This window comes from Pseudarthrobacter polychromogenes (genome assembly GCF_014644495.1).
Taxonomy (GTDB): domain Bacteria; phylum Actinomycetota; class Actinomycetes; order Actinomycetales; family Micrococcaceae; genus Arthrobacter; species Arthrobacter polychromogenes.
Map to the genome: position 1 here is coordinate 188,197 of NZ_BMKU01000005.1, position 20,700 is coordinate 208,896.

The window sequence follows — 20,700 nt, forward strand, 5'->3', positions numbered from 1 at the left end:
CCGACGTATGAACCAAACGGCATTTATTAAGGACGCGCCGGCCTGGCAGGCCGACGCGTCCTTTGCCGAGCTCACGGCGAGGCGCAGAGGACGGCTTCGCCGGTACCTGCAGCGGCGCCCGCTGGTCATGGACGCTGTTGTGGCCGCCAGCTACAGCCTCCTGGTGGCACCCACCGTGGTGGACGCGGCCAGGTCCGGCAACTGGCTTGCAGCCGCCCTGCTGGTGCTGGTGGCAGGGTCCATGTTCCTGCGGCGGTTCTATCCCGTGGGCCTGGTGGCTTTTGTCGCTGTGGTGGAGGTAGCGGTCACCCTGCTCCACCCCTGGGGCTCCAACGTATCCGCGGGACTGTGGTTCTCGCTGTATGCCGTGGCGGTGGCCCACACCCGCCGCTTCGCGCTCATCACCATGGCCGCGGCCACGGCCCCGCTGGCACTCCTCTATCTCCTGGCGGCCGTGGGACCCATGGAAAACTCCTTCGTCCACGATCCGGGAGTCAACCCGGGCGACTTCCACCTCCTGACCAGCATCGCCACCGGCGCCAGCATCGCCCTGTCCAACATCCTGGCCACCGGCCTCGGCATCAGCGTCCGGCAACGCCGTGAGCACGAGCAGGAGGTCGCCGCCTGGGCCGCCCGGACCGCGAGTCTTGCCTCCGTCAACGAACGGAACCGGATTGCACGCGAAATGCACGATGTTGTGGCGCACTCGCTGACCGTGATGATCAGCCTGTCCGACGGTGCCGCCGTCGTGGTCCGGAAAAGCCCGGAGCGTGCCGGCGAGGTGCTCGGCGAACTGTCCCGGACGGGACGCACCGCCCTCGCCGACATGCGCCGGGTCCTGGGCGTCCTGCGTGATGACACGGGCACCGCCGCGCCCCGGCCGCCGCTGACTGCCGGGGACAGCCTGGCCAGCCTGCTGGAAGGCTTCCGCACCGCGGGCCTGCCGCTGCACTACTCCCATACCGGGCCTGCCCTGCCCGGCGATGCTGCGTTCCAGCTCACGGTGTACCGGATCGTTCAGGAATCGCTCACCAACGTGCTCCGCTACGGCCGCGCCCTGACCCGGGTGGATGTCACCGTAGTCCGCTCCGGCTCCACGGTGACCATTGACGTGCTCGACGACGGCTCCGGAGTGACCGGGCACCCCGCCCAGGATGGAGGTACTTCCCCGTCCGGTGCTGCTGGTTCCCATGGATCCGGACAGGGGCTGGCCGGGATGGCTGAACGCTCCAGGATCTATTCCGGTTCCGTGGAAGCCGGGCCCAGCGGCCGGGGCTGGCGAGTCCACGCTGTACTGTCCTGGCCCGGCGAGGAGTCCGCCGGATCAATCCGCCCCTACGAACTGCAAGGCAACCCATGACCGGAAACGCACCCATCAACGTCCTGCTGGCCGATGACCAGCCGCTGCTGCGGATGGGTTTCCGCCTGATCCTGGAGGGTGAAGAGGACCTGAGGATTGTCGGGGAAGCCTCGGACGGCGCCGACGCGGTGCGGCAGGCCCGGGAGCTGAGCCCGGACGTGGTGCTGATGGACGTCCGCATGCCCGTGCTGGACGGCATCGAGGCCACGCGCGCCATCACCGCCTCCGGTTCCTGTGCCCGGATCATCATCCTGACCACCTTCGACGTGGACGAGTATGCCTTTGCCGGCCTCCAGGCAGGAGCCTCGGCCTTCCTCCTCAAGGACGTGGCGCCGTCGGACTTAGTCAGCGCTGTCCGGGTGGTGGCCAGCGGGGACGCCGTGGTGGCACCGCGCGTGACGCAGCGTTTGCTGGAAACATATGTCCGGGGTGCCGCCCGCCCGGCCCCGGCCGTTCCTGCACCTGACCCCCTGCTGGCGGACCTGACCCCGCGGGAAACGGAAATGCTGGAGGCGATGGCTGAGGGGCTGTCCAATGCAGAAATCGCCCACCGGTACTACCTCTCGGAAGCCACCGTGAAAACCCACGTCCGCCGCATCCTGACCAAGCTCCACCTGCGCGACCGGGTCCAGGCCGTGGTTTACGCGTACGAAACCGGCCTGGTGGTGCCGAGCAACCCGGACTACTGAGATCCGCGGTTCAACGCCGTCTAGACTCGAGACCATGCCTTCCCTTGCCTCCGCCGCAGACCATATCCAGGACCTTGGCGCCTATGTCAGCGCATCGCCGTCGAGCTTTCACGCCGTGCACGAGGCGGGGCGGCGGCTGGAGGAGGCGGGCTTTGTGCGCCTGGATGAACTGCAGCCCTGGGAGGGCGGGCCGGGACAGTACTTCATTATCCGGGACGGCGCGCTGATTGCCTGGGTTGTTCCCGAAGGGGCAGGGCCGGCCACCGGGTTCAACATCCTGGGCGCGCATACGGATTCACCCACCTTCAAGCTCAAGCCCAAGCCCACCACGGGTGCCCACGGCTGGCTGCAGGCGGGCGTGGAGGTGTACGGCGGACCGCTGTTGAACTCCTGGCTTGACCGGGAACTGCAGCTGGCCGGACGCCTGGTCATGCTGGACGGCACCGAGCACCTGACCGCCACCGGGCCAATGCTCCGGTTCCCGCAGCTGGCCATCCACCTGGACCGCGCTGTCAACGACGGCCTGGCACTGGACAAGCAGCGGCACATGAATCCGGTGTGGGGGCTCGGCAATCCCGCGGATGCCGACCTGCTGGCCGTGCTGGCTTCCCACGTTTCCGGCGCTTCCGTGGACCCCGCCCACATTGGCGGGTACGACGTCGTCATGGTGGACACGCAGGCCCCTTCGGTTTTCGGGGGCAACGGTGAGTTTTTTGCCTCCGGGCGCCTGGACAACCTGTCCTCCACCCATGCGGGGCTGGCGGCGCTGATCGCGCACGCGTCCGCGCCCGGTACCGGCAGCCCGATCGCCGTCCTGGCGGCGTTCGACCATGAGGAAATCGGCTCAAACTCCCGCTCGGGTGCCTGTGGTCCCATCCTTGAGGATGTCCTGGTCCGGATCTCTGACGGGCTGGGCGCCACGGTGAGCCAGCGGCGGCAGGCACTGGCGGCGTCGTTCTGTGTGTCCGCGGACGCCGGACACGCTGTGCACCCCAACTACGCGGAGCGGCACGACCCCGCCAACCATCCGGTGCTTAACGGCGGACCGCTCCTGAAGATCAATGCAAACCAGCGCTACGCCACTGACGCCCCCGGTGCGGCGCTGTGGGCCCGGCTGTGCGCCGATGCCGGTGTTCCCTACCAGGAGTTCGTGTCCAACAACGCGATTCCGTGCGGTTCAACCATCGGTCCGTTGACCGCCACCCGCCTGGGAATCCGGACAGTGGACGTGGGCGTTCCGCTGCTGTCCATGCATTCCGCGCGGGAGCTGTGCGGCGTGGAGGATCCCTGGCGCCTGGCCACGGTGACCGCGCAGTTCTTCCGGACGGCGGTCTAGCGGGACGGTTCCTTCCCGAAGGCGAACAGGTGCTGGTCGATTTCGTGGGCGGGGACTCCAACCCACGTTTCTCCGGCAGGGACGTTACTGAGCACGGCAGCACCCATGCCCACGGTGGCATAGTCGCCCACCGACGTCCTGTCGCGGACGCTGGAATTCATGCCGAGGTAGGCAGCCTTCCCTACCCGGACTCCGCCGCCCAATGACACGCCCGCGCCGAACGTCGCAAAGTCCGCCACGTCGTCGTCGTGGGTGAAAGTCACCGAGGGCATTGCCACCACGTGGGAGCCCAGGGTGACGGCGGCTGTCAGGGTGACATTGCGCAAGAGGATGCTTCCCCGCCCTATCCGGCAGCCTTCGGGGTACTGCACCGAGGGATCCACCGCTGTTGCATACCGCGATTCATGGATGCCCAGGGACGTGAGGCGGTCCACCACGGCTTCCCTGGCCTTCCCGGACGCCAGGCACACCAGCAGGAACGCATGGGTGTAGTTGGCCGCATCATCGATGCTCCCCAGGACAGGCGCCCCGTCCACGGTGACTCCGGCCATCTCCTTGTCATCATCCAGCAGGCCAACGACGTCGTACTGGCCACTGCTGCGCACCATCGCCAGGACTTCACGGGCAAGGCCGCTCACTGAAATAAGGATCAGCTCACTCACGTGCCCACCGGGTGCGCTGCGTTCCGGATGGCGTTGATGACGCGGTTGATGCTGGACGAGTCGATCTCATGGAACACAGGGAGGACCAGGGTGCGGTCGCTCAGCCGCTCCGTGGACTGCAGCCTGGCGTTGCCGTTGTCGCGCCAGCGGTACGCCGGCTGGCGGTGCGCGGCATACGCCCCGCGCCGTGCGGTGATGCCGGCGTCGGCCAGCCTTTCCAGCAGGGCCTCGCGGGTCATGGGGAACCCCGGGAGGACTTCCAGCCACAGGGATTGATAGTTCGTGGTGCCGTATGGAGGATCGGACACGATCCTGAGGCCTTTGAGGCTTTTGAGGGCGTCGACGTACATGCCCGCGATCTTCCGGCGCCGCTCCACCATTTCCGGAAGCCGCCGTAATTGGATGATTCCGACGGCGGCCTGCAGGTCGGTCATGCGGTAGTCGAAGCCGACTTCGAGGCAGACTTCACGGGGCGACAGGAAGAGTTCTTCCCGGTTGAGGGCTGCCAGGCTGCTTGAATGTTCCCGCAGGGCCCGGGCCCGGGCCGCCCAGTCCGCCCGCCGGGTGGTGAGCATGCCGCCTTCCCCGGTGGTGAGGATGTGGCTGGGATGGAAGGACCATACGGTGATGTGGGCGCCGGCGCCCACCGGTTTTCCTTTGTACTGCGAGCCCACCGCGCAGGCAGCGTCTTCGATGACCGTGATTTCGTGGCGGTCGCACAGATCGCGAATGGGGTCCAGATCCACGGGCACTCCGCCCTGGTCCACCACGATCACCGCCCGGGTATCCAGGGTCAGGGCGGCGTGGATGGTCTCCGCGGTCACGTTGCCGGTGGCAGGATCCACGTCGCAGAAGACGGGGCGTGCGCCGACGTACGTCACGGCGTTGGCCGTGGCTATATAGGAAAGCGACGGGACAACGACGTCGTCCCCTGGACCGATTCCCGCCACCACGAGGGCCAAATGCAGCGCGGTGGTGCAGCTCGACGTGGCTACTGCGAACCTGGCCCCTTGTGCGGCTGCGAAGTCGACCTCGAACTCCTTGACTTTCGGCCCCTGTGTGACGCATCCGGAGAAGACAACCTCGGCAAGCGCATGAGCTTCCTCCTGGCCCAGCCAGGGCTTCATTACTTCGATGCGTGCAACAGCTGATTCGGTGGCCACGAGGCACCATCTTTCCTAGGAGGAACGGAACGGAGACCGGCAGTCCGTGTCACCTGGACCACAGGACGCTTTCAAGCCAGGATCCTGCGGCCTGCTGCTGGTAGTCCTCGGACCCTGGTACGTGGATACTCGACGCCTGGCCTTCGAGGCCCCTGCTGCGGGTCACGGCCTCCAGCATGCCGAGTACCCGCAGGCCGGATGTATTCGTGGACGGTGCCCGCTGGTGGCCGCGCGCCCGGCGGGCGAACTCGGCAGCCACGCGGTCACGCGCCTCCTGCCCGAAGGCGGGCACCTGTCCATCTCCGGCCGGCACCTGAAGTGCGCCCGGCTCCGCCCAGTACGGGGAGCGCCGCCGTTGCTGCGTGGACGAATCGGAGTCGAAAATGCCCAGTTGTTCCTGTGGAAGCGTGGCATCCCACACCAGGACAAGCTGCGAACCTGCAATGACCAGCTGATGGCTTTTCACGCGGCTCAGGTTGTTGACGTGGAGGTGCACCGTGGCGTCGTTGGGAAGCCGGAAAATCACGTGGCCAACACAGTCGCGGCCGGTTCCCAGCGGGTCACCCCCGAGCGCCGAAACTCCCTGGGGGTTGAGGCGCCCGGCGAACACATAGTCAAGGAGGGCAAGACTGTCCGGGGCCAGGTCCCAGAAGACGTCACGGTCAGTCCGGGACAAGTTGCTTTCGGTCCGCACCGCTTCGACGAAAAGGATATCGCCCAGGGATCCGCTGCCCACCAACTTCTGCATCTTTTGCACGGCAGGCTCGAAACACTGGGCCTTGTTTGCCATCAGCACAACGCCCTTGGCGTCCGCCTCGGCAGCCATCTCCTGCCCGCGCTCCAGGCTGTCCGCCAACGGCTGTTCCACCAGGACGTGCTTGCCTGCCCGCAGCGCAGTCATTCCGGTTCCGAACAGGGCGCGGAGGGAGGTGGCGATCGCCACCGCATCCACTTCCACGCTGTCCAGCAATTCGTCGATGGCCTCAAACCAGGGCGCACCGCCGAGCTTTTCCGAGACTGTCCCGGCCCGGCGGGAGTCCACGTCGCAGATGGCTGCCAGGTCCCAGTCCGGGCTGGACTGGAGGGTTTCGGCCATGCCCGCTCCCCGGGAACCTGCGCCAACCACCGCGATACGCAACCTCTCTGCGTTAGCGCCGTCCCTGCCGTGACCGACGTCCTTAGCGAAAGCTTCCATTCTCATCCTCTTTGTCAGTAGGCGCCGGTCAGTAGGCGCCGGAAGGCTGGATGACGGCACGGAAAGTCCGCCACAAGATCAGCAGGTCACCCGGGATTGACCAGTTTTCGACGTAGTAGAGGTCCAGGCGCACGGCCTCGTCCCAGGACAGGTCCGAGCGCCCGTTGATTTGCCAGAGGCCAGTGAGGCCGGGCTTGATGAGGAGGCGCCGGTGGGTGTGCTGCTCGTACCCGCTGACTTCGCGTGCAAGGGGAGGGCGCGGGCCCACCATGCTCATGTCGCCGAGGACGACGTTCCAGAGCTGCGGGAGTTCGTCCAGGGAGTACTTGCGCATCCACCGCCCGCACCGCGTGACCCGGGGATCATTGCGCATCTTGAACAGGACCCCGGCACCTTCGTTGGTCTCGTGCAGCACGGCCTGGCGCTCCTCGGCATCCACCACCATGGACCGGAACTTGTACATGCCGAAGGTCTGGCCACCCTTGCCGATCCGGTCCTGGCGGAACAGGACGGGACCCGGGCTGTCCAGCCGGACAATGACGGCAAGGAGCAGCAACAGCGGCGAAAGTGCGGTGATGGCGGCGCCGGCAAGGACGACGTCCATGACCCGCTTGAGGACGTGCTTGCCGCCGGAATACTGGGGAATGTCCACATGCATGAGCGGAAGACCTTCCACAGGGCGCCAGTGGATACGCGGCCCCGCGACGTTCGTGAGGGTCGCTGCCAGCACCATCTCGGCAGAGCACTCCTCCAGCCTCCACCCCAGTTCCCGGATGAACTTGTTCCCGCCCGGGAGGGGCCCTGCAACGATCACGGCATCGGCCTGCGCGAGGCGCGCAGTCCGGGAAATGTCATCCGTGGAAGAAAGGACTGGCACCAGCTGCTCGCCCACGCGCAGCCTGGCCCCCCGGCGCGAACCGGGAAGGCACACGCCGAGGATCTTGTAGACGGGGCCGGACTTCTTTTCGATCTGTTGGACCACGTACCGGACGTCCTCGGGTTCACCGACGACGATGGCCCGTGACAGGTGCCGTCCCTTGGCTTTTTCAGTCGCCAGCCGGCGCCGGAAAAGCCAGCGGTTCGCGGTCAGCGACACGGTGCCCACCGGTAAGGCCACAGCGAACATGGTGGCACCGCTCTGGATTGAGAAAACGACGGAAGCAATGGCAATTAAGCCAAAGAGCCGGAAGGTGGCCGAAATGACCCGTTTGTACTCGTCTGCACCGACGCCCAGGACTTTGGGATCGCGTGTCCTGTAGATTTCCAGTGCAGCGATCCAGATCAGTGCCAGTGCAACGCTGGCCGCGATCCCGGCGGCCGTTGATGTCCTGCTCAGAAGCCCTGGACTGGCAAGGTGGTAGCCGAGGGCGACCGCCCCGGCGATCAGCAGCGAGTCCGTGACACGCAACAGGTTGATGTGGACCGAAATCCAGTCCGCCGAGGACGCCTTACGGTCCAGCGCCGGGGGGACGAGGCTGACGGCCGGCCGGTAGCCGGGAGATACTCCGGGGGCGGGACCGTCGCCCGCCAGGGCCGGACGCTCGCCTGCCAGGCTGCCGGTGAGCGCTGAGCGTTTGGTCCCGTAAAACATGGGACGCCGCTGTCCGGTGACGGGTGCTTCTGCCATGGTGACCCCTTCCGGTATGTCCGCTTGTGCTCTTGCCGTGAAGCAAAACTAGTCACGGAAAGCCACCTGCGGAGGGTTTGCACGGGCCCTTTGTGGGTCCCGCGAAGGAATTTTGTGGATAATGCGGGTAGCTGCAGCAGTTGCAGCCGGCACTAGAGAACCGGCAGGATGTACGGCTCCGGAGCCGCCTTTTCCTTGCTGGCAGCCAGGGCAGTCAGCTGGGCGCGGGACTCAACCCCGAGCTTGCGGTAGATGGCGGTCAGCCTCACCTCGACGGTCCTCACGGACACGAAGAGGGTGGAGGCGATCTCCTTGTTGCGCATGCCCCGGGCAACCATTCTTGCCAGGACGCGTTCGTGGTCAGCGAGGAGCAGCATGGCCGGGTTTCCCTGTGGGCCGGGTGCTTCCACCCGTTCGTCCAGCAGGAGCGCATCCACGTGCTGGATCCAGGCGTTGGCACCGACCTCGTCGAACATGACCTTGGCCCGCAGAAGGCCGTCGCGGGCATCCCGCAGGCGGCCAAGTGCCTTCAGCCGTTCTGCATAACACAGCATGGTCCGTGCCCGTTCGAGCAACGAATCACGCGAGTTCCTGCTGTCCAGGGCCTGGCCGAACAATTGCAGCGACTGCTCACCGTCCGCAAGGATGGCACGGCTGCGGGCAACCGCCATCATCAGCCACGGTGAACGCAACCCGACGGAACGGCTCTCCAGGCTGAGGAGGGCCTGGGTTGCTTCCCGGTGGCGTCCCAGCCGGACCAGTACCTCCACGAGGTCCGCGTCGCAGCGCAGCAGCGTGGGATTGGTGAAACTCGTGCCAATCTCAGCCGCGCGTGAGAGCTGGGCAAGGGATTCTGCCAGGTCACCCCGAAGCAGTGCGAAGTGGCCCTGCCAGGCAGCAAGCTGGGCGGTGATGGCCGGGTGGCTTTCGGCGCCGGCGAAGCGTTGTGCCTCGGCCGCGTAACTGTGGGCGAGGGTTTCATCCCCCAGCGCGTGGGCGCGCCATACCCGGAAAACGTGGCGGAGGCCGCGGTGGTACTTGAACTCGGGTTCAAAAAGTTCAAGGTCATCCATCAGCTTGCTCGCCGTCCGGACGTTTCCTGCCCTGACCTCGTTGTCCACAGCCAGGAACAGGGCCGTTTCCCGCCAGTTCACGTGGGCGTCCCGTGTAGAGGTCCGCACCATGGCAAAGAGCTCCTGCGCCTGGTCGTAGCGCTCCGCGTAGCTGAAGGCACGGCCCTGGATCAGGAGGCCGGCCACGGAGCCGCCCTCAAGGGTGTACTTGCGTCCGGGCTGGACCCCCTCGCCGCTGGTGGACTCGGTGAGCAGCCTGGCACGTTCCGTAAGCTCAAGGCATTCGGCTGATGCCGCGTCCTGGAAATTGCCGGCGTACTGGAGAAGCTCGCACGCATCCTGGAATTCCCAGCGTTCCGCATAGTACACCGCGGCGACGGCGAGGAGATTGGCGGCGAAGGCAGGATCGTGCTGGCCGAATTCCTTCACCAGGCGCAGCACCATGCTGGAACGGACCGCTCCCCCCTGGATGAAGTCGATTTCGAAGGAGAGCCCCGTCAGCCGCAGAATCAAGGCAGGATTCCGGGTCACCCGCTGTGCCCATTCCAGGTAGCGCCGGGCGTAAACGAACTCACCACGGTTGAACAGCAGCTCAGCGATCGCCGCCAGACGTGCCGCCGTTTCCGCTTCCCAGGGGTTGATGGTCAGGGCGCGTTCAACGTACTCCACAGCGAAGGACAGTTCGCCGCCCCGGATCAGGTCTACGGCATGGCGGAGCAAACCGAACGGGGTCTGCCGTTCCAGCGCCGTGAAGCTCAGATGCCACCTGCGGGCGTACGGGTCAGTGTCCTGGCACGCGTCCGCCAACGCCCGGTGGTTGGCCGTGCGGACTGCCGGGGTCATGGCGCCAAAGACGTACCCGCGAAGCAGCTGGTCCCGGATTGCAAGGTGCGGGCCAGTGCGGTGCACGATCCCGCAGGCCAGCAGTTCGTCCACGCCGGTCCACACGTCCTTGCTGATCTTTTCCAGCGTGGTGATGTCGCTCCGGCATGAGAGGGACAGCAGATCCAGCACGTTCCGTGCCGGCGCGGTCAGTCCGCCCACCACCAGGGCGAATTCCGCCTCGAAGCTGCCGTTCCCGGGCAGGGGAACCGGGAGGGCGAACTTTCCCTCGGCCTGCCGTTCCAGCAGCCGGGCATAAAGTTCGACGGCGGCGAGCGGGTTTCCACGGGTCGCTGCGGCAACTGCGTGGGCGGCCGCCGTCGTGGCTTGCCGTGCGGGGATTGCTTCAAGCATCCTCACGGTGTCGCTGTAGCTCAGCGCCTGGAGGTGCAGCACGGCCAGGCCGCTGAACGGGCTGTCGGGTGTTTCGTCACGGAGGCATACGAACATGGCAATGTCCGTTCCGGACAGGCGGCGGGCCAGGAAGCCGATCACCGCCTGGCTGCCCGGATCCAGCTGGTCTGCGTCATCGATGACGATGACCGTCCGGGAGGATGCGCGCTGGTGCAGGCCGTTGAGGAGCATTGAGGAAATGGCCGGCACGTCCAGGGATCCGGCAGTATCGCGCAGGAGTTCATCAGCGATTCGGTTGAGTACGGGATCATCCATGGCGTTGAGGAGGGCCGTGACACCGGACAAGGGCCAGTCAGATTCGAACGCGCTTGCCCCGAGGAAAACGGTTTTGTAGTCGGAAAGTGTGGGGATTTCTGACAGCAACGCCGACTTTCCAACCCCGTGGCCACCGATCACCGCCAGGGCCGTGTCCTTGGGACCGCGGATCACCGAAAGAAGCCTGTCCAACTCCTTGTTTCGCCCTAACAATGACATGGGTCCCCAATCCTCGAAGAAGGAGACCAAATTCTTTCGTTAGTAGTTGTTCCAATACTGCATGCCGCCATCCGGTTATGGATATAACCATTGGGTCGGCAGGCTGTCGGCTTGCACCTCCAGCACGGTTCCCAGCCGTTAAGCGAATATAGCCCTGAATTTATGCAAAGCGCCATATATCGTTCACTTAGTATTTGCTCAAGATCACCCCTGCTTTTCCTCAAGAGGGGAGCGGATGCCCTACCTACCTAATGGCCCGCACTCCGCTGCCTCCCCTACCTAATGCCCACGACAGCCGGCGGGGTACCTATACCCGGCGGAGCCGGCAGCAGGATGCCCTTTACCTACGTAGTTCACGGGGCCAGAGCCGAAAAATGTGAGTACCCACTACTCGTGCCGCCCCATTAGGTAGGGGGTAGGCTCTCGGGACTGCCATCGGATCAGCGGTGCCGTGCCTGCGTGCAGCGGGCAAAGCACCGCCGAAATTCCAAACTATCAAGAAGTGGTGAGCGAATTGTCGAATTCTCCCCAACTTCCGGTTTCCTATTCTGAGTCGGAATTTGCCAGCAAATATCCACATGGCATGAATGCAGGCGCCATTCCAAAGGTTAATTCGGTACTGATAACGGTGTTCCGGGAACTCGATAAGTCCGGACTGCCGTGGGTTTTGCTGCGGGGTGAGGATGACTTGGTGCGGCCTGCGGGGGACGTTGACCTGCTTGTTTCGGCTGAACTGGTGCCCGGCCTGGACCGTCATCTTGCCGGTGTGGGGTTCCGGCGCGTGGTAGCGCTGGGCCACGGGAGCCACCGCTTCTACTTCCGCTACCTCGCGGACGAGGATCTCTGGATCAAACTGGACGTGGTTTCAGACATCAGTTTTGGGCTGTTCCAGGAGCTCGGGACCGCCCTGGCCGCCGGCTGCCTTCGGCGGCGCGTGGCCTTGGGGCCGTTGTGGCTGCCCGAAATCCAGGACCAGGCCTGGCTCCACATCCTTCACCTGGTGCTCGACAAGGGTGCAGTTAATCCCGCCAAGGTCCCGGCGGCCCGGTCGGCAGCTGCCGTGGCGACGGTCGAAAACCCCATCGCCCTGTTCCTGGACCGGAAATTTGGGACCGGAACAGCGGGGCAGCTGCTCAACCTGCTGCAGTCCGAGAATTTCGACGACGTCCCTGCCACCGCGGCTGACCTGAAAAGCCGGTGGGCCGGCTCCAGGGTTCCGCCGTGGCTTATCAGCTCGGGCAACAGGGCGCTGAGGCGGGTAGGCCCCAAGCTCAAGGGCAGCGGGCCCGTGGCAGGAGTGCTGGCCCCCGACGGGGCGGGCAAGACCACCCTGCTCCACGGCCTCCGCTCCAGCTGCCCCCTGCCGTCTGCCTATGTCTACATGGGACTGTGGTCCAGCAGTCCCATGGACCGCTGGCTCCAGAAGATCCGTGGCGGTTTCCTGGTCAGGAAGGTGTTCCGGATATTCCGCGCCGGACTGGCCGCGAGATACTACTCCCTCCGCGGCCGGGTGGTGCTGATGGACCGCCTCGCATTCGATGTCCTGCTCCCCGGCTCGAAGGCGGGAAGCCGCCTGGCTGCGTTGACGGATGCGCTGGCCCTGCGGTTCCAGCCACGCCCTGACCTCGTCCTGGTCCTTGACGTCCCCGGCGAGGTCATGTTTGCCAGGAAGGGTGAGCATACTCCCCAGAAACTGGAGGAATGGCGAAAAGCGTATCTGGAGCTGGCCGAGGAAATCCCCTCAGCGCACGTCCTGGACGCCAGCCAATCAGAATCCCAGGTCCGGATGAAGGCCAGCGAGCTCTTATGGAATGTCGCCGCACCCAAAGGAAAGGACGGGCAAGCCGGCACGGAACCGCTCCCCCTGCATCTGTGGACGCTGCTGGATTGGCGTTTCCTGCTTCCAATAAGTCAGCCTGACAAGCTCGGCTATGGAGGCGGGCTCAGCAGCGACGCGGTGGCGGCGATCAGCCTGCTGGACCCGTCCGCGCGCCGTATCGAGGCATCTCCCGGACCCGCCCCGGCCAATGAATTCGACGTCGTCCTGCTCTCCGAACCGGACGCGCGCCTGTTTGCCAGCGCCGCCGGGTCCCTCCGGCCGGGCGGGTGGATCTGCCTGCAGGTTCGGCGTTCATTCGGTTCTCGTCCGGGCCCGTACACCCTCGCAGGGTGGAAGCGGGCGCTGGAGAGGTCAGGCTTCGATGACGTGGCGGTCTACTGGCATGTGCCAACACTCGAACGGCCGGCACGCTTTGTGCCTACGGCGTCGAGGACTGCGGTCCAAGATACCCTGGCGCATTATTCGGGCGTACGCTTTGGAAAAGCCAAGGCTGCAATCGGGAGGCTTGCGTTAAACCTGGGCATGTTCAATGTGGCCGCTGCTGAAGGCACCGTTGTTGGCCGACGGACACCGGAAGCCGGCCGGCAGGAGTTGCAGTGAAATACATTGACCAGATCCTCCGCGATAACTACCGGGCGCTCGAGCTGAAGAAGTTCGGCCTTACCGGCCAGTGGGAAACACTCCTGCTGACGCCGCAGTTCGTCACTTCCCGGCACGTAGTGGCGCTCATTTTTTCCACGGACGCCCAGGTTCCCCGGCTCGTGGTCAAGATCCCCCGCCAGCCTGGAGACAACGAAAGCGTGCGCAAGGAAGCCGATGTACTGCTGCAGCTCAAGTCGCTGGGAGTAGGGTCCGAACAGGGTGCCCCGGAAGTTGTGGGAGTTCTGGACGTCGGGGGACAGACAGTGCTGATTGAGACCGCCGTGGTGGGCAGCCTGCTGGAGCCCCACCTCGTTGTGCAGGACTTTCCCCGTGCCTTGGACGCAGGCCTTAACTTCGTCGCTGCGCTGCCGTGCACCAGGCCGGTGCCGGAAAACACGGACTGGTACCAGCGGACCATCGCCGGCCCCTTGGCCGAACTGGCATCGCTGCTGCCGGCGGACACGGAAGTGGCCCGGTTAATTGACCGCACCCATGAGGTGTTGGCGCCACTGAGGGCCGAGCAGCTTCCGGCAGTTGTGGAACATGGTGACCTCAGCTACCAGAACCTGTTCCTGCAGCCGAACGGCCGCCTCCAGGTGGTGGACTGGGAACGCTCGCGCCTTGATGGCCTGCCCGCCCATGACCTGATTTTCTACCTGCAGTACATTGGCCAGTCGCAGGAAGATGCGTTGTCCTCCCGCCGCCTTCAGCTCCGGGCCTTCGAGAATGCCTTCAGCCCCGGTGGATGGGCCTTGAAACCCCTGGCGCAACACCTGCGGCTGCGTGAGGTGGAACCGGAACTGCTTCCCTACCTGGTCATCGCGACGTGGGCGCGTTCAGCAGCCACAATGACCTACCGCCTGGCAGGCCAGGCCGTACATGACGGGGACACCGGCCACGTCCAGGCCGCAGTGACGGCGGATCGTGACTTCTGGCTCTGGCGCCATGCGGTCACCGACTGGGCAGCGGTCCCTGCCTAGGGCTGTGATCAGCCGCTAAATTGCCTGCAAGATCGACAGTCTGGGGAGAAGATGTACACCAAGGAAACGGCCTCCGAGTTCTCGCCCAGGCTGGACATCGTCCCTTTTCTGCTGTTCTGCGGCGGCCTGGTACTTATCACCATCGCCGCCAGCCTCGGTTCGATGGCGATCCTTGCCGCAGTGGCGGCAGTGGTCTTTTTCTCCGTCATAGCGCAATTGATTCATCGCCTGGCTGAGCGGAAGGCGGAGATTTCGTTTTTCCTGATCATTCCCACGATCATGTCAGCGACGCAGAACGTCTATCTGACTACCGTCGCGGGTGACCTCGACAGCGGACGGCTCCAATTTGCCATCATCCTGAACTTCCTCTTCTCGGTTGCCCTGTATCTGGTTTTGATCTCGGCAAGAAAGCCGGCCCCCGAAGGGAACGCCCTTCGGAAACTGATCAAAGCAGTGACAACCTGCCTGGCCATCCTTGTTCTCTACGGTGCTGCGACCGTCGTGTTGTTCCAACATGATTTGGCAGCAGCAGCCGCCTCCTCAAGGAACATCATGGCTCCGTTCCTGTTCCTCCTTATTGGCCTGCACGCCAGTGCCTGGGCCAGGCATGCCGTATACCTCCGCTACCTGGTAATGCTGGGCTTCGTGGCGATTGTCTTCGGTTTCATTGAAGCGAATACGCCTGATTTCTGGCAAACACTCAATCTCCGGGACCTGTGGGAGAAAAAGGGAATTTCTGTTCAGCAGGACTCCGGCCTGCCCAAAAACTTCTTTGCTTCGGAGCAGGTGGTTCCGGGTGAGTTCCTCAGGCGTATGGCCGGTCCCTTCGCGGACCCGGTGAATTTCGGAACCTTCCTCTTCGCGGTGTTCATGGCGGCTTGGTATCTCCGCGGGCTGCTCTGCCAGATCGCAACGGTGGCAGCGATGGTTTTGGCCGTCAGTAAGGGTGCGCTCGTTGGCCTGATCGTGTTCCTGGCATTTTGGACCCGCTTCTACGCATCGAGAACCAGCCACATCATTGCGCTAATGCTGCTGGCTGCAGGGGCTTACAACTTCTATCTGTTTACCGTTTCCAGTTCAACAGGCAGTACAGCGGCACACATTGACGGTTTCACCGCTGCCTTTGTGGAGTTCCCGCATCATCCCCTCGGGCGTGGACTGGGCAGTTCCGGAGTCCTCGCTGGTCTATTTTCGGAAGGGTCCGAGTCCACGTCGGCCGTGACGGAGAGCGGACTGGGCATGGTTATCGGCCAACTCGGAATAGTTGGTCTGGCCGTGTACCTGGTGTTCTTTTTCCAGCTGTCGAGACACGTCCTACGGATCAAAGACCTCCGCGACAAGACGTTGGCGGCAGGCCTCCTGGGCGGGTTCCTCTTGAATGCCGCCTTCAATGAGGTAGCGCTCAGTCCCAACTCGGCGGCACCCTATTTCATCATCCTCGGCCTGGTCATCGGCTCGGACCTCGCGGCGCAACAGGAGCCGGACGCCGTGCCTGCTGTCCTGCGCAGGGAGGCATCCCCCTTGTAAGGGACCTGGTTTGCACGGGACCTGCTTTGTAAGGGACATGGTCTGTAACGGACGTGGGGCCGGAAGGGGACCTCTGGTTCAAGCAGGTCCTGGCGGGTCAGGCCGCCTTCCTGGCCGGGACCCGCCGTCGCGCTTTGCCGTTCGACGGCACCGGCGGCGACAGGTGGTACACCGGCTCTACGTACCTGCCCGACTACCGTCTATTCCGCCGCTGTCATGCCGGCGGCAGGTGACCGTCGAAACCGGCTTGCCCGGACACTGACACAGGCCGCATCTCCGCCTGAGCGGTTGATGATTGTCCGAGCCCTCCTATTCAGCGGGGGCGTCCTGCCGGCGGCGAACGAGGTGCAGCAGCTCATTGTGCAGGGTTGGGAATCCAAACCGGAGGACGCCATACACGGCGGCTATGGCGGTCACAAATACCAGCGCCGCTGTCAGGGGAGCCCCCAAGTAGGGTTGCAGGAACATGATTGTTCCAGCCGCCGCCACGGCGATGCTGCAGGCAAAGGCCGGCAAAACAGCGCGCAGCATTGCTTTTGGTCCGATGTGGATCACCTTGGCAGCTACCGTCTGCATTCCGATGGCAAAGAGAAGTGCTGTTGCCATTTGGGCGCACGCAACCGCGATGATCCCCCACTGGGCAGCCACCAGCAGGACCGGCACCAGCACTGCCAGCCGGATGAGTGAGAACGTGATCGAGATGCCGGGGCGGCCTATGGCCTTGTAGACGTCGTTCGCGCCCGCTCCCAGGGAGCGGGCTGCCGCATACAGGGCCAGGAAAACGAGCGGAATGACAGACTCAGACCATTGGCCGCCGAAGACCAGGGGGACGAGGATCGGTGCCAGAACTGCCAGGCCCACACCCGCCGTCATGCCGTACAGGGACTGTACGCGGACACCCTTCAGGTAGCCGTCCCGCAACCGTTCCGGCTGGTGCTGCACCTGGGTGTAAAGCGGGAACAGGACTGTGGAGAGCACAAAGAAGACGTTGATGATCAGGGCTTCGGGGAGCCTGAAAGCCAGCGTGTAGTAACCCAGGGCCTGGGCGCCAAGGATCACGCCGATGATCACATAGTCGATGTCGAAGATGAGCCGCGCCAGGAGATTGCTGCCTGCCACCGGAACGCCGAATTTAAGGTTTGCCCGGAGAGCGTTTTTTGCCACGCGCCAGATCTGCCAGGGAGCGCCCTTGCGGACCAGCCACCAGCACGTAGCTGCATACGCAACCGTCCCTGCCGCGGTGCCTGCCGCGAGCGAGAAGGCACCGTAACCTGCGAAAGCGAGGACCAGGCTCAGTACTCCTGTGACGAGCGCCCGGATAATCGGGGCCACCGCCAGCCTCCTGAACAGAAGGTCGCGTCGCAGCAGGGCTTCCGGAACCGCACCCAGCGACGTTGCCAGGACTGCGATGGACAGCACCTGCACCAGGGGGCCCACGTCCGGCAGCTGGAAAAGCCCGGCGATCCATGGCGCCGAAAAGAACGTCAAGAGTGCCAGGGATGTACCAAGAACCACTGAAACCAGCAGCGCCGAGCGGGCCGCGACGCCGGAGGGAGGCAAATAGACCAGCGCCTGCGCGACGCCGGCATCGGCAACTGTCTCGACGTAGGCCATGAGGACCAGTGCCGCGGCCACGAGGCCATACTGTTCAGGCGACAGGAGTCGTGCCAGCACGATCGTCGTTATGAGGACGATCGCCTTCCCGCCCACCAGGGCAAGCCCCTGCCACACCGCGCCCCGGAAGCCGACACGGGCAAGTCCACCAGCAACGTTCGTCATGGGTTGGAGCCTTCCTGTGGCCTCTTTGCAAAAGTTTACTGTCTGGGTACGGCCGGGTGGGAAGTATTCACAGGAATTGAGCAGTTATTGAGCTAAATACTGTTCCCGGGCATCTGAAGCCCGGGTTGCCGGCGTTCCAGGCCAACGGAAGGGGGAAAACGAATTGTTTGCTCAATTTTCCGGTGCGTCCCTGGCTGCTGGTGCATACTGTTGTCGAGGCCGGACGAATCCTTCGTGGAAATTCCTAGGGGCCGTGCCGCCTAATTATTTGTCCCTTTGGTGCAAAAGCGGAGTAACGTGGCTAATTCAGACGCAGTGCCTGTACCTAATAGTTCTCAAATTCCCGCCACACTCATTCTGGTGGCACCCCGTGTGGGTTCGGGTGGAGTCGGCGACTATGCGGAAGAGTTCATCGCCGCTGCTGTGCCCAACTTTTCCGCATTCCGTGAAATCAGGACTGAGGGACCGGGCAACGCCGGGCTCCGTGATGTGCTTCGTGACCGGCGAAGGCTCTCCAAAGCGGTGAAGGAATCCCTCGCTGCCGGCCGGGTGGTGGTTCACTTCGAGTTGTCAGCGGCGTCGCTGGGTCCCTTTTGGTTGCTGGCGGGCCGCTCGCGGGACATCACCACAACGGCTACCGTGCATGACCCCCCGCTGGCCGCGTGGTGGCCTTTCCGCTTCAAAGGGGTGGCCAGGAGCAAGCTGCTTCACCACGGCATCCATCTCCCGCTGCGCCCCGCCAGTGCCCGGCTGGAACGGTGGCTGTTGCGGGACGCCACCTTGTTTGCGCTCAGTGACGTCGGCGCGGCAGCGCTTCGAAAAACCTTTCCCGCTTGCCGGGTTCTCAGCACCTGGCACTTTGTGCCGCCCAGGCCTGCCCTGAAGTCTGCTTCCCAGCGTCCGCTGGCGGTAGGACTCTACGGTCACGCCTCTAAAGGCAAAGGGTTCGACAGGCTGGTCGAGCTTCGCCGCGAACTCCCGCCGGACGTCGAAATCCGCGTCGCCGGCAGGGGAACCGAACAGCTGCCGCCGATCCCCGGAGTCACCATCCTGGGAGCGGTCGAGGGGCCGCAGGAGGACGCTTTCTTTGAGTCCGTGAGGGCCATCCTTCTGCCCTACGACAAGACGAGCCGCTTTTATGGCAAAATCCTGCCTGCCTCCGGGGTGGCCTCAAGGGCCTTCGCATACCGCACCCCCGTGATCGGATTTGACTCCGGGACGCTGGGGGAAGCTTCCAAGGCCGGCGGGCTGATCGTGGTCCCCGCTTCTGTCCGGGAACTGGCAGAGGCTGCCCACAGGACCATCACCGATTCGGCCGAGCTGGAACGCCTCGACCGCCAAATAACAGGGCTGCAGATCGAGCGGACGGTCGCCCTGGCTGCCGCGCCGTACCTGGCCTACTGGACGTGTGCGGTCAACGGGGGAGGTTCATGACGTACAGACGGTTGTGGGTATCCACATACTCCCGACGTGGCACTTGTTGGGAGATGCTGGTCGGCATAGCGTGAGAAAGGACAGATTCCGTCACACGCGATGCTTGCGATTCTGCGGGTATTGAAACCTGTCCGGATGATTCCGGGGCTTGACCCTGCATTGCAGCGATTCTGGAGGCGTTGCAGCAAATCTCGAGAGGGACGACCAACTCGTGCTACTGCCTTTCGTTGTTACCGCTTCCGCCGTGATCAGTCTGGTGCTGATCCTAGGGCGCTCCTACCACGTACTAATCCTGCTGGTCATTGCGGCCGGCTGGTCGCAGGCGCCGCTCATCACCCTCACCAGGTCTGATGCCTTCCAATACCTGGATGATGTGCCTGCGGCGGTTCTTGTTGCCGCCGCCGTTATCAGGTCCTTCAGCTCCCAGGACAAGCGCCTGCACAAGGCGCTTGGGCTGATGCTGCTGCTGGTCATCCTGGTGGGTATCGGATTTGTCCGATCACCGGATGCGGACATCGGCATTGCCCAGGCACGGCAGGTACTCATGCCGCTTGGCCTGGTGTTCGCCGGCTTCGTCTACCGGGACGACATCAAGTGGCGGAAGATCAGCGCCTACCTTCTGCTGTTGGCCGGGCTGACCGTGGCATGGGCCCTGGCCGAGGAAGTCATGCAGGCGCCCCTCCTTGACCCGGCCTGGTACCACGTCAACGTTGTGGGCGGGAACCCCCGCAGCATGCGCATGGGATTGCCGCCCGCCTACTTCGCGGACGGAGTGTCCAACGGTGACCTCACCTTCCGCCCCGGCGGCCCGTTCATGAACCCTCCCGTCATGGGCTTCCTGCTCGGCCTCGGCGCCTTTGCTGCCGTCGCAAGGCTCAGGAGTTTAGCGCGGCTGGGAATGCTTGCTGCCATCGGCGCAACCCTGTTTTTTGCATATGCCCGGGCAGGCATATTGATCTTCCTCGTAGTCACCGTGATCTACTTCATCTGGACCAAGGTGGGGAAGCATGCCGGCATTCTTGTAGGCCTCGGCCTTGGGGGGTACCTGTTCACCACCTTCATTGAGCAAGGCAACACCGCCAGCCATTCGGATGGCCTATTGTCCGGATTCATGCTTGGCCTGCAGTCGCCCGCAGGCCTGGGCTTCGGCACAACGGGATACCAGGCCGCTCTTGAAGGCGCGTCCACCGGTGTGGGCAGTGAGAGCCTGCTGGGGCTGTATTTCGCGTGGATCGGCTGGCCCATGATTGCTGCCGCCCTCCTGCTCCTGGTCCACCTCGGGAGACTCCTCCGCCGTGTTCCAAGGACCCAAAGCCTGCCTGTGTGGCTGGCCGTAGGCTTCCTGCTGACTGTCGCTTCTTCCGAGTCCGCCTCCTCTATGGCATCCACCCCCGTGCTCTGGTTGACCGTGGGATCGGTGGTGGCCATGACGGTACCTCTGAGGCCCACAGTGAGGCCCGCGCCTGCGGTCATGGGTACGCGCTTCCCGTCCCGGCCGTCGTTGCCGCGGTCGACGTCGCGTAAGTAAGCCGCCGAGGCTGGGTTGCGGCACGGTGCTGCACGCCGTCAGGATGATTTCCCGCCATCACGGTGTGGGGGCAGGGCAGGCCTGGCTGGGGAGGT

14 protein-coding genes are annotated in these 20,700 nt (G+C 64.3%); 8 read left to right on the forward strand and 6 right to left on the reverse strand.

Annotation, left to right across the window (positions count from 1 at the left end; all coding sequences use genetic code 11):
• Positions 1 to 7: 7 nt before the first annotated feature.
• From IEX43_RS10165 to IEX43_RS10175, 3 genes are read left to right on the forward strand one after another with little or no spacing between them, the layout of a single operon-like run.
• On the forward strand, positions 8 to 1,360 hold the full coding sequence (locus IEX43_RS10165; RefSeq protein WP_188810673.1) for a sensor histidine kinase: 1,353 nt from the start codon (positions 8 to 10) through the stop codon (positions 1,358 to 1,360).
• Positions 1,357 to 2,049, forward strand: coding sequence for a response regulator (locus IEX43_RS10170; RefSeq protein ID WP_188810675.1), 693 nt, complete (start codon positions 1,357 to 1,359; stop codon positions 2,047 to 2,049). The genes IEX43_RS10165 and IEX43_RS10170 overlap by 4 nt, the downstream gene beginning before the upstream one ends.
• A gap of 34 nt (positions 2,050 to 2,083) precedes the next feature.
• On the forward strand, positions 2,084 to 3,385 hold the full coding sequence (locus IEX43_RS10175; RefSeq protein WP_188810677.1) for a M18 family aminopeptidase: 1,302 nt from the start codon (positions 2,084 to 2,086) through the stop codon (positions 3,383 to 3,385).
• On the opposite strand, the gene IEX43_RS10180 is transcribed toward IEX43_RS10175, so the two are convergent.
• From IEX43_RS10180 to IEX43_RS10200, 5 genes are all read right to left on the reverse strand, one after another.
• Positions 3,382 to 4,047, reverse strand: coding sequence for a NeuD/PglB/VioB family sugar acetyltransferase (locus IEX43_RS10180; protein ID WP_188810679.1), 666 nt, complete (start codon positions 4,045 to 4,047; stop codon positions 3,382 to 3,384). The genes IEX43_RS10175 and IEX43_RS10180 overlap by 4 nt on opposite strands.
• The gene (locus tag IEX43_RS10185; RefSeq protein ID WP_188810992.1) at positions 4,044 to 5,174 is read right to left on the reverse strand and encodes a DegT/DnrJ/EryC1/StrS family aminotransferase; all 1,131 of its coding nucleotides are present in this window, start codon (positions 5,172 to 5,174) and stop codon (positions 4,044 to 4,046) included. The genes IEX43_RS10180 and IEX43_RS10185 overlap by 4 nt, the downstream gene beginning before the upstream one ends.
• An 85-nt stretch (positions 5,175 to 5,259) precedes the next feature.
• Positions 5,260 to 6,405, reverse strand: coding sequence for a Gfo/Idh/MocA family protein (locus IEX43_RS10190; RefSeq protein WP_188810681.1), 1,146 nt, complete (start codon positions 6,403 to 6,405; stop codon positions 5,260 to 5,262).
• 28 nt (positions 6,406 to 6,433) lie between these two features.
• On the reverse strand, positions 6,434 to 7,996 hold the full coding sequence (locus IEX43_RS10195) for a sugar transferase (RefSeq protein WP_181038133.1): 1,563 nt from the start codon (positions 7,994 to 7,996) through the stop codon (positions 6,434 to 6,436).
• 188 nt (positions 7,997 to 8,184) lie between these two features.
• Positions 8,185 to 10,875: a LuxR family transcriptional regulator gene (locus IEX43_RS10200; protein WP_188810683.1), complete on the reverse strand. Its 2,691-nt coding sequence runs from the start codon at positions 10,873 to 10,875 to the stop codon at positions 8,185 to 8,187.
• A 583-nt stretch (positions 10,876 to 11,458) separates the two neighbouring features.
• Between IEX43_RS10200 and IEX43_RS10205 the strand changes: the two genes are divergently transcribed.
• From IEX43_RS10205 to IEX43_RS10215, 3 genes are read left to right on the forward strand one after another with little or no spacing between them, the layout of a single operon-like run.
• Positions 11,459 to 13,315 (forward strand): nucleoside/nucleotide kinase family protein, encoded by a 1,857-nt coding sequence (locus tag IEX43_RS10205; protein ID WP_188810685.1) that lies wholly within the window; start codon positions 11,459 to 11,461, stop codon positions 13,313 to 13,315.
• Positions 13,312 to 14,337 carry an aminoglycoside phosphotransferase family protein gene (locus IEX43_RS10210; RefSeq protein WP_188810687.1) on the forward strand — a complete coding sequence of 342 codons (1,026 nt, stop codon included), beginning with the start codon at positions 13,312 to 13,314 and terminating at the stop codon, positions 14,335 to 14,337. The genes IEX43_RS10205 and IEX43_RS10210 overlap by 4 nt, the downstream gene beginning before the upstream one ends.
• A 51-nt stretch (positions 14,338 to 14,388) precedes the next feature.
• A complete protein-coding gene (locus tag IEX43_RS10215; protein WP_188810689.1) occupies positions 14,389 to 15,864 on the forward strand; it encodes an O-antigen ligase family protein in 1,476 nt (491 codons plus the stop codon).
• Positions 15,865 to 16,173: 309 nt separating this feature from the next.
• Here the strand turns inward: IEX43_RS10215 and IEX43_RS10220 are convergent, their stop codons facing one another.
• On the reverse strand, positions 16,174 to 17,643 hold the full coding sequence (locus IEX43_RS10220; protein ID WP_188810691.1) for a lipopolysaccharide biosynthesis protein: 1,470 nt from the start codon (positions 17,641 to 17,643) through the stop codon (positions 16,174 to 16,176).
• Positions 17,644 to 18,003: 360 nt separating this feature from the next.
• Here IEX43_RS10220 and IEX43_RS10225 point away from each other — a divergent pair, with 360 nt between their 5' ends.
• Complete coding sequence (locus IEX43_RS10225; protein ID WP_188810693.1) at positions 18,004 to 19,077, forward strand: glycosyltransferase family 4 protein; 1,074 nt, start codon at positions 18,004 to 18,006, stop codon at positions 19,075 to 19,077.
• A gap of 244 nt (positions 19,078 to 19,321) precedes the next feature.
• A complete protein-coding gene (locus tag IEX43_RS10230; RefSeq protein WP_188810695.1) occupies positions 19,322 to 20,605 on the forward strand; it encodes a hypothetical protein in 1,284 nt (427 codons plus the stop codon).
• The last annotated feature ends 95 nt before the right edge of the window (positions 20,606 to 20,700 follow it).

Excerpts from the sequence above, each read along its gene's own strand:
- IEX43_RS10165 (WP_188810673.1), top strand. The coding sequence starts at position 8 with ATGAACCAAACGGCATTTATTAAGGACGCGCCGGCCTGGCAGGCCGAC.
- IEX43_RS10170 (WP_188810675.1), top strand. The coding sequence starts at position 1,357 with ATGACCGGAAACGCACCCATCAACGTCCTGCTGGCCGATGACCAGCCG.
- IEX43_RS10175 (WP_188810677.1), top strand. The coding sequence starts at position 2,084 with ATGCCTTCCCTTGCCTCCGCCGCAGACCATATCCAGGACCTTGGCGCC.
- IEX43_RS10185 (WP_188810992.1), bottom strand. The coding sequence starts at position 5,174 with ATGAAGCCCTGGCTGGGCCAGGAGGAAGCTCATGCGCTTGCCGAGGTT.
- IEX43_RS10190 (WP_188810681.1), bottom strand. The coding sequence starts at position 6,405 with ATGGAAGCTTTCGCTAAGGACGTCGGTCACGGCAGGGACGGCGCTAAC.
- IEX43_RS10195 (WP_181038133.1), bottom strand. The coding sequence starts at position 7,996 with ATGTTTTACGGGACCAAACGCTCAGCGCTCACCGGCAGCCTGGCAGGC.
- IEX43_RS10200 (WP_188810683.1), bottom strand. The coding sequence starts at position 10,875 with ATGTCATTGTTAGGGCGAAACAAGGAGTTGGACAGGCTTCTTTCGGTG.
- IEX43_RS10205 (WP_188810685.1), top strand. The coding sequence starts at position 11,459 with ATGAATGCAGGCGCCATTCCAAAGGTTAATTCGGTACTGATAACGGTG.
- IEX43_RS10215 (WP_188810689.1), top strand. The coding sequence starts at position 14,389 with ATGTACACCAAGGAAACGGCCTCCGAGTTCTCGCCCAGGCTGGACATC.
- IEX43_RS10220 (WP_188810691.1), bottom strand. The coding sequence starts at position 17,643 with ATGACGAACGTTGCTGGTGGACTTGCCCGTGTCGGCTTCCGGGGCGCG.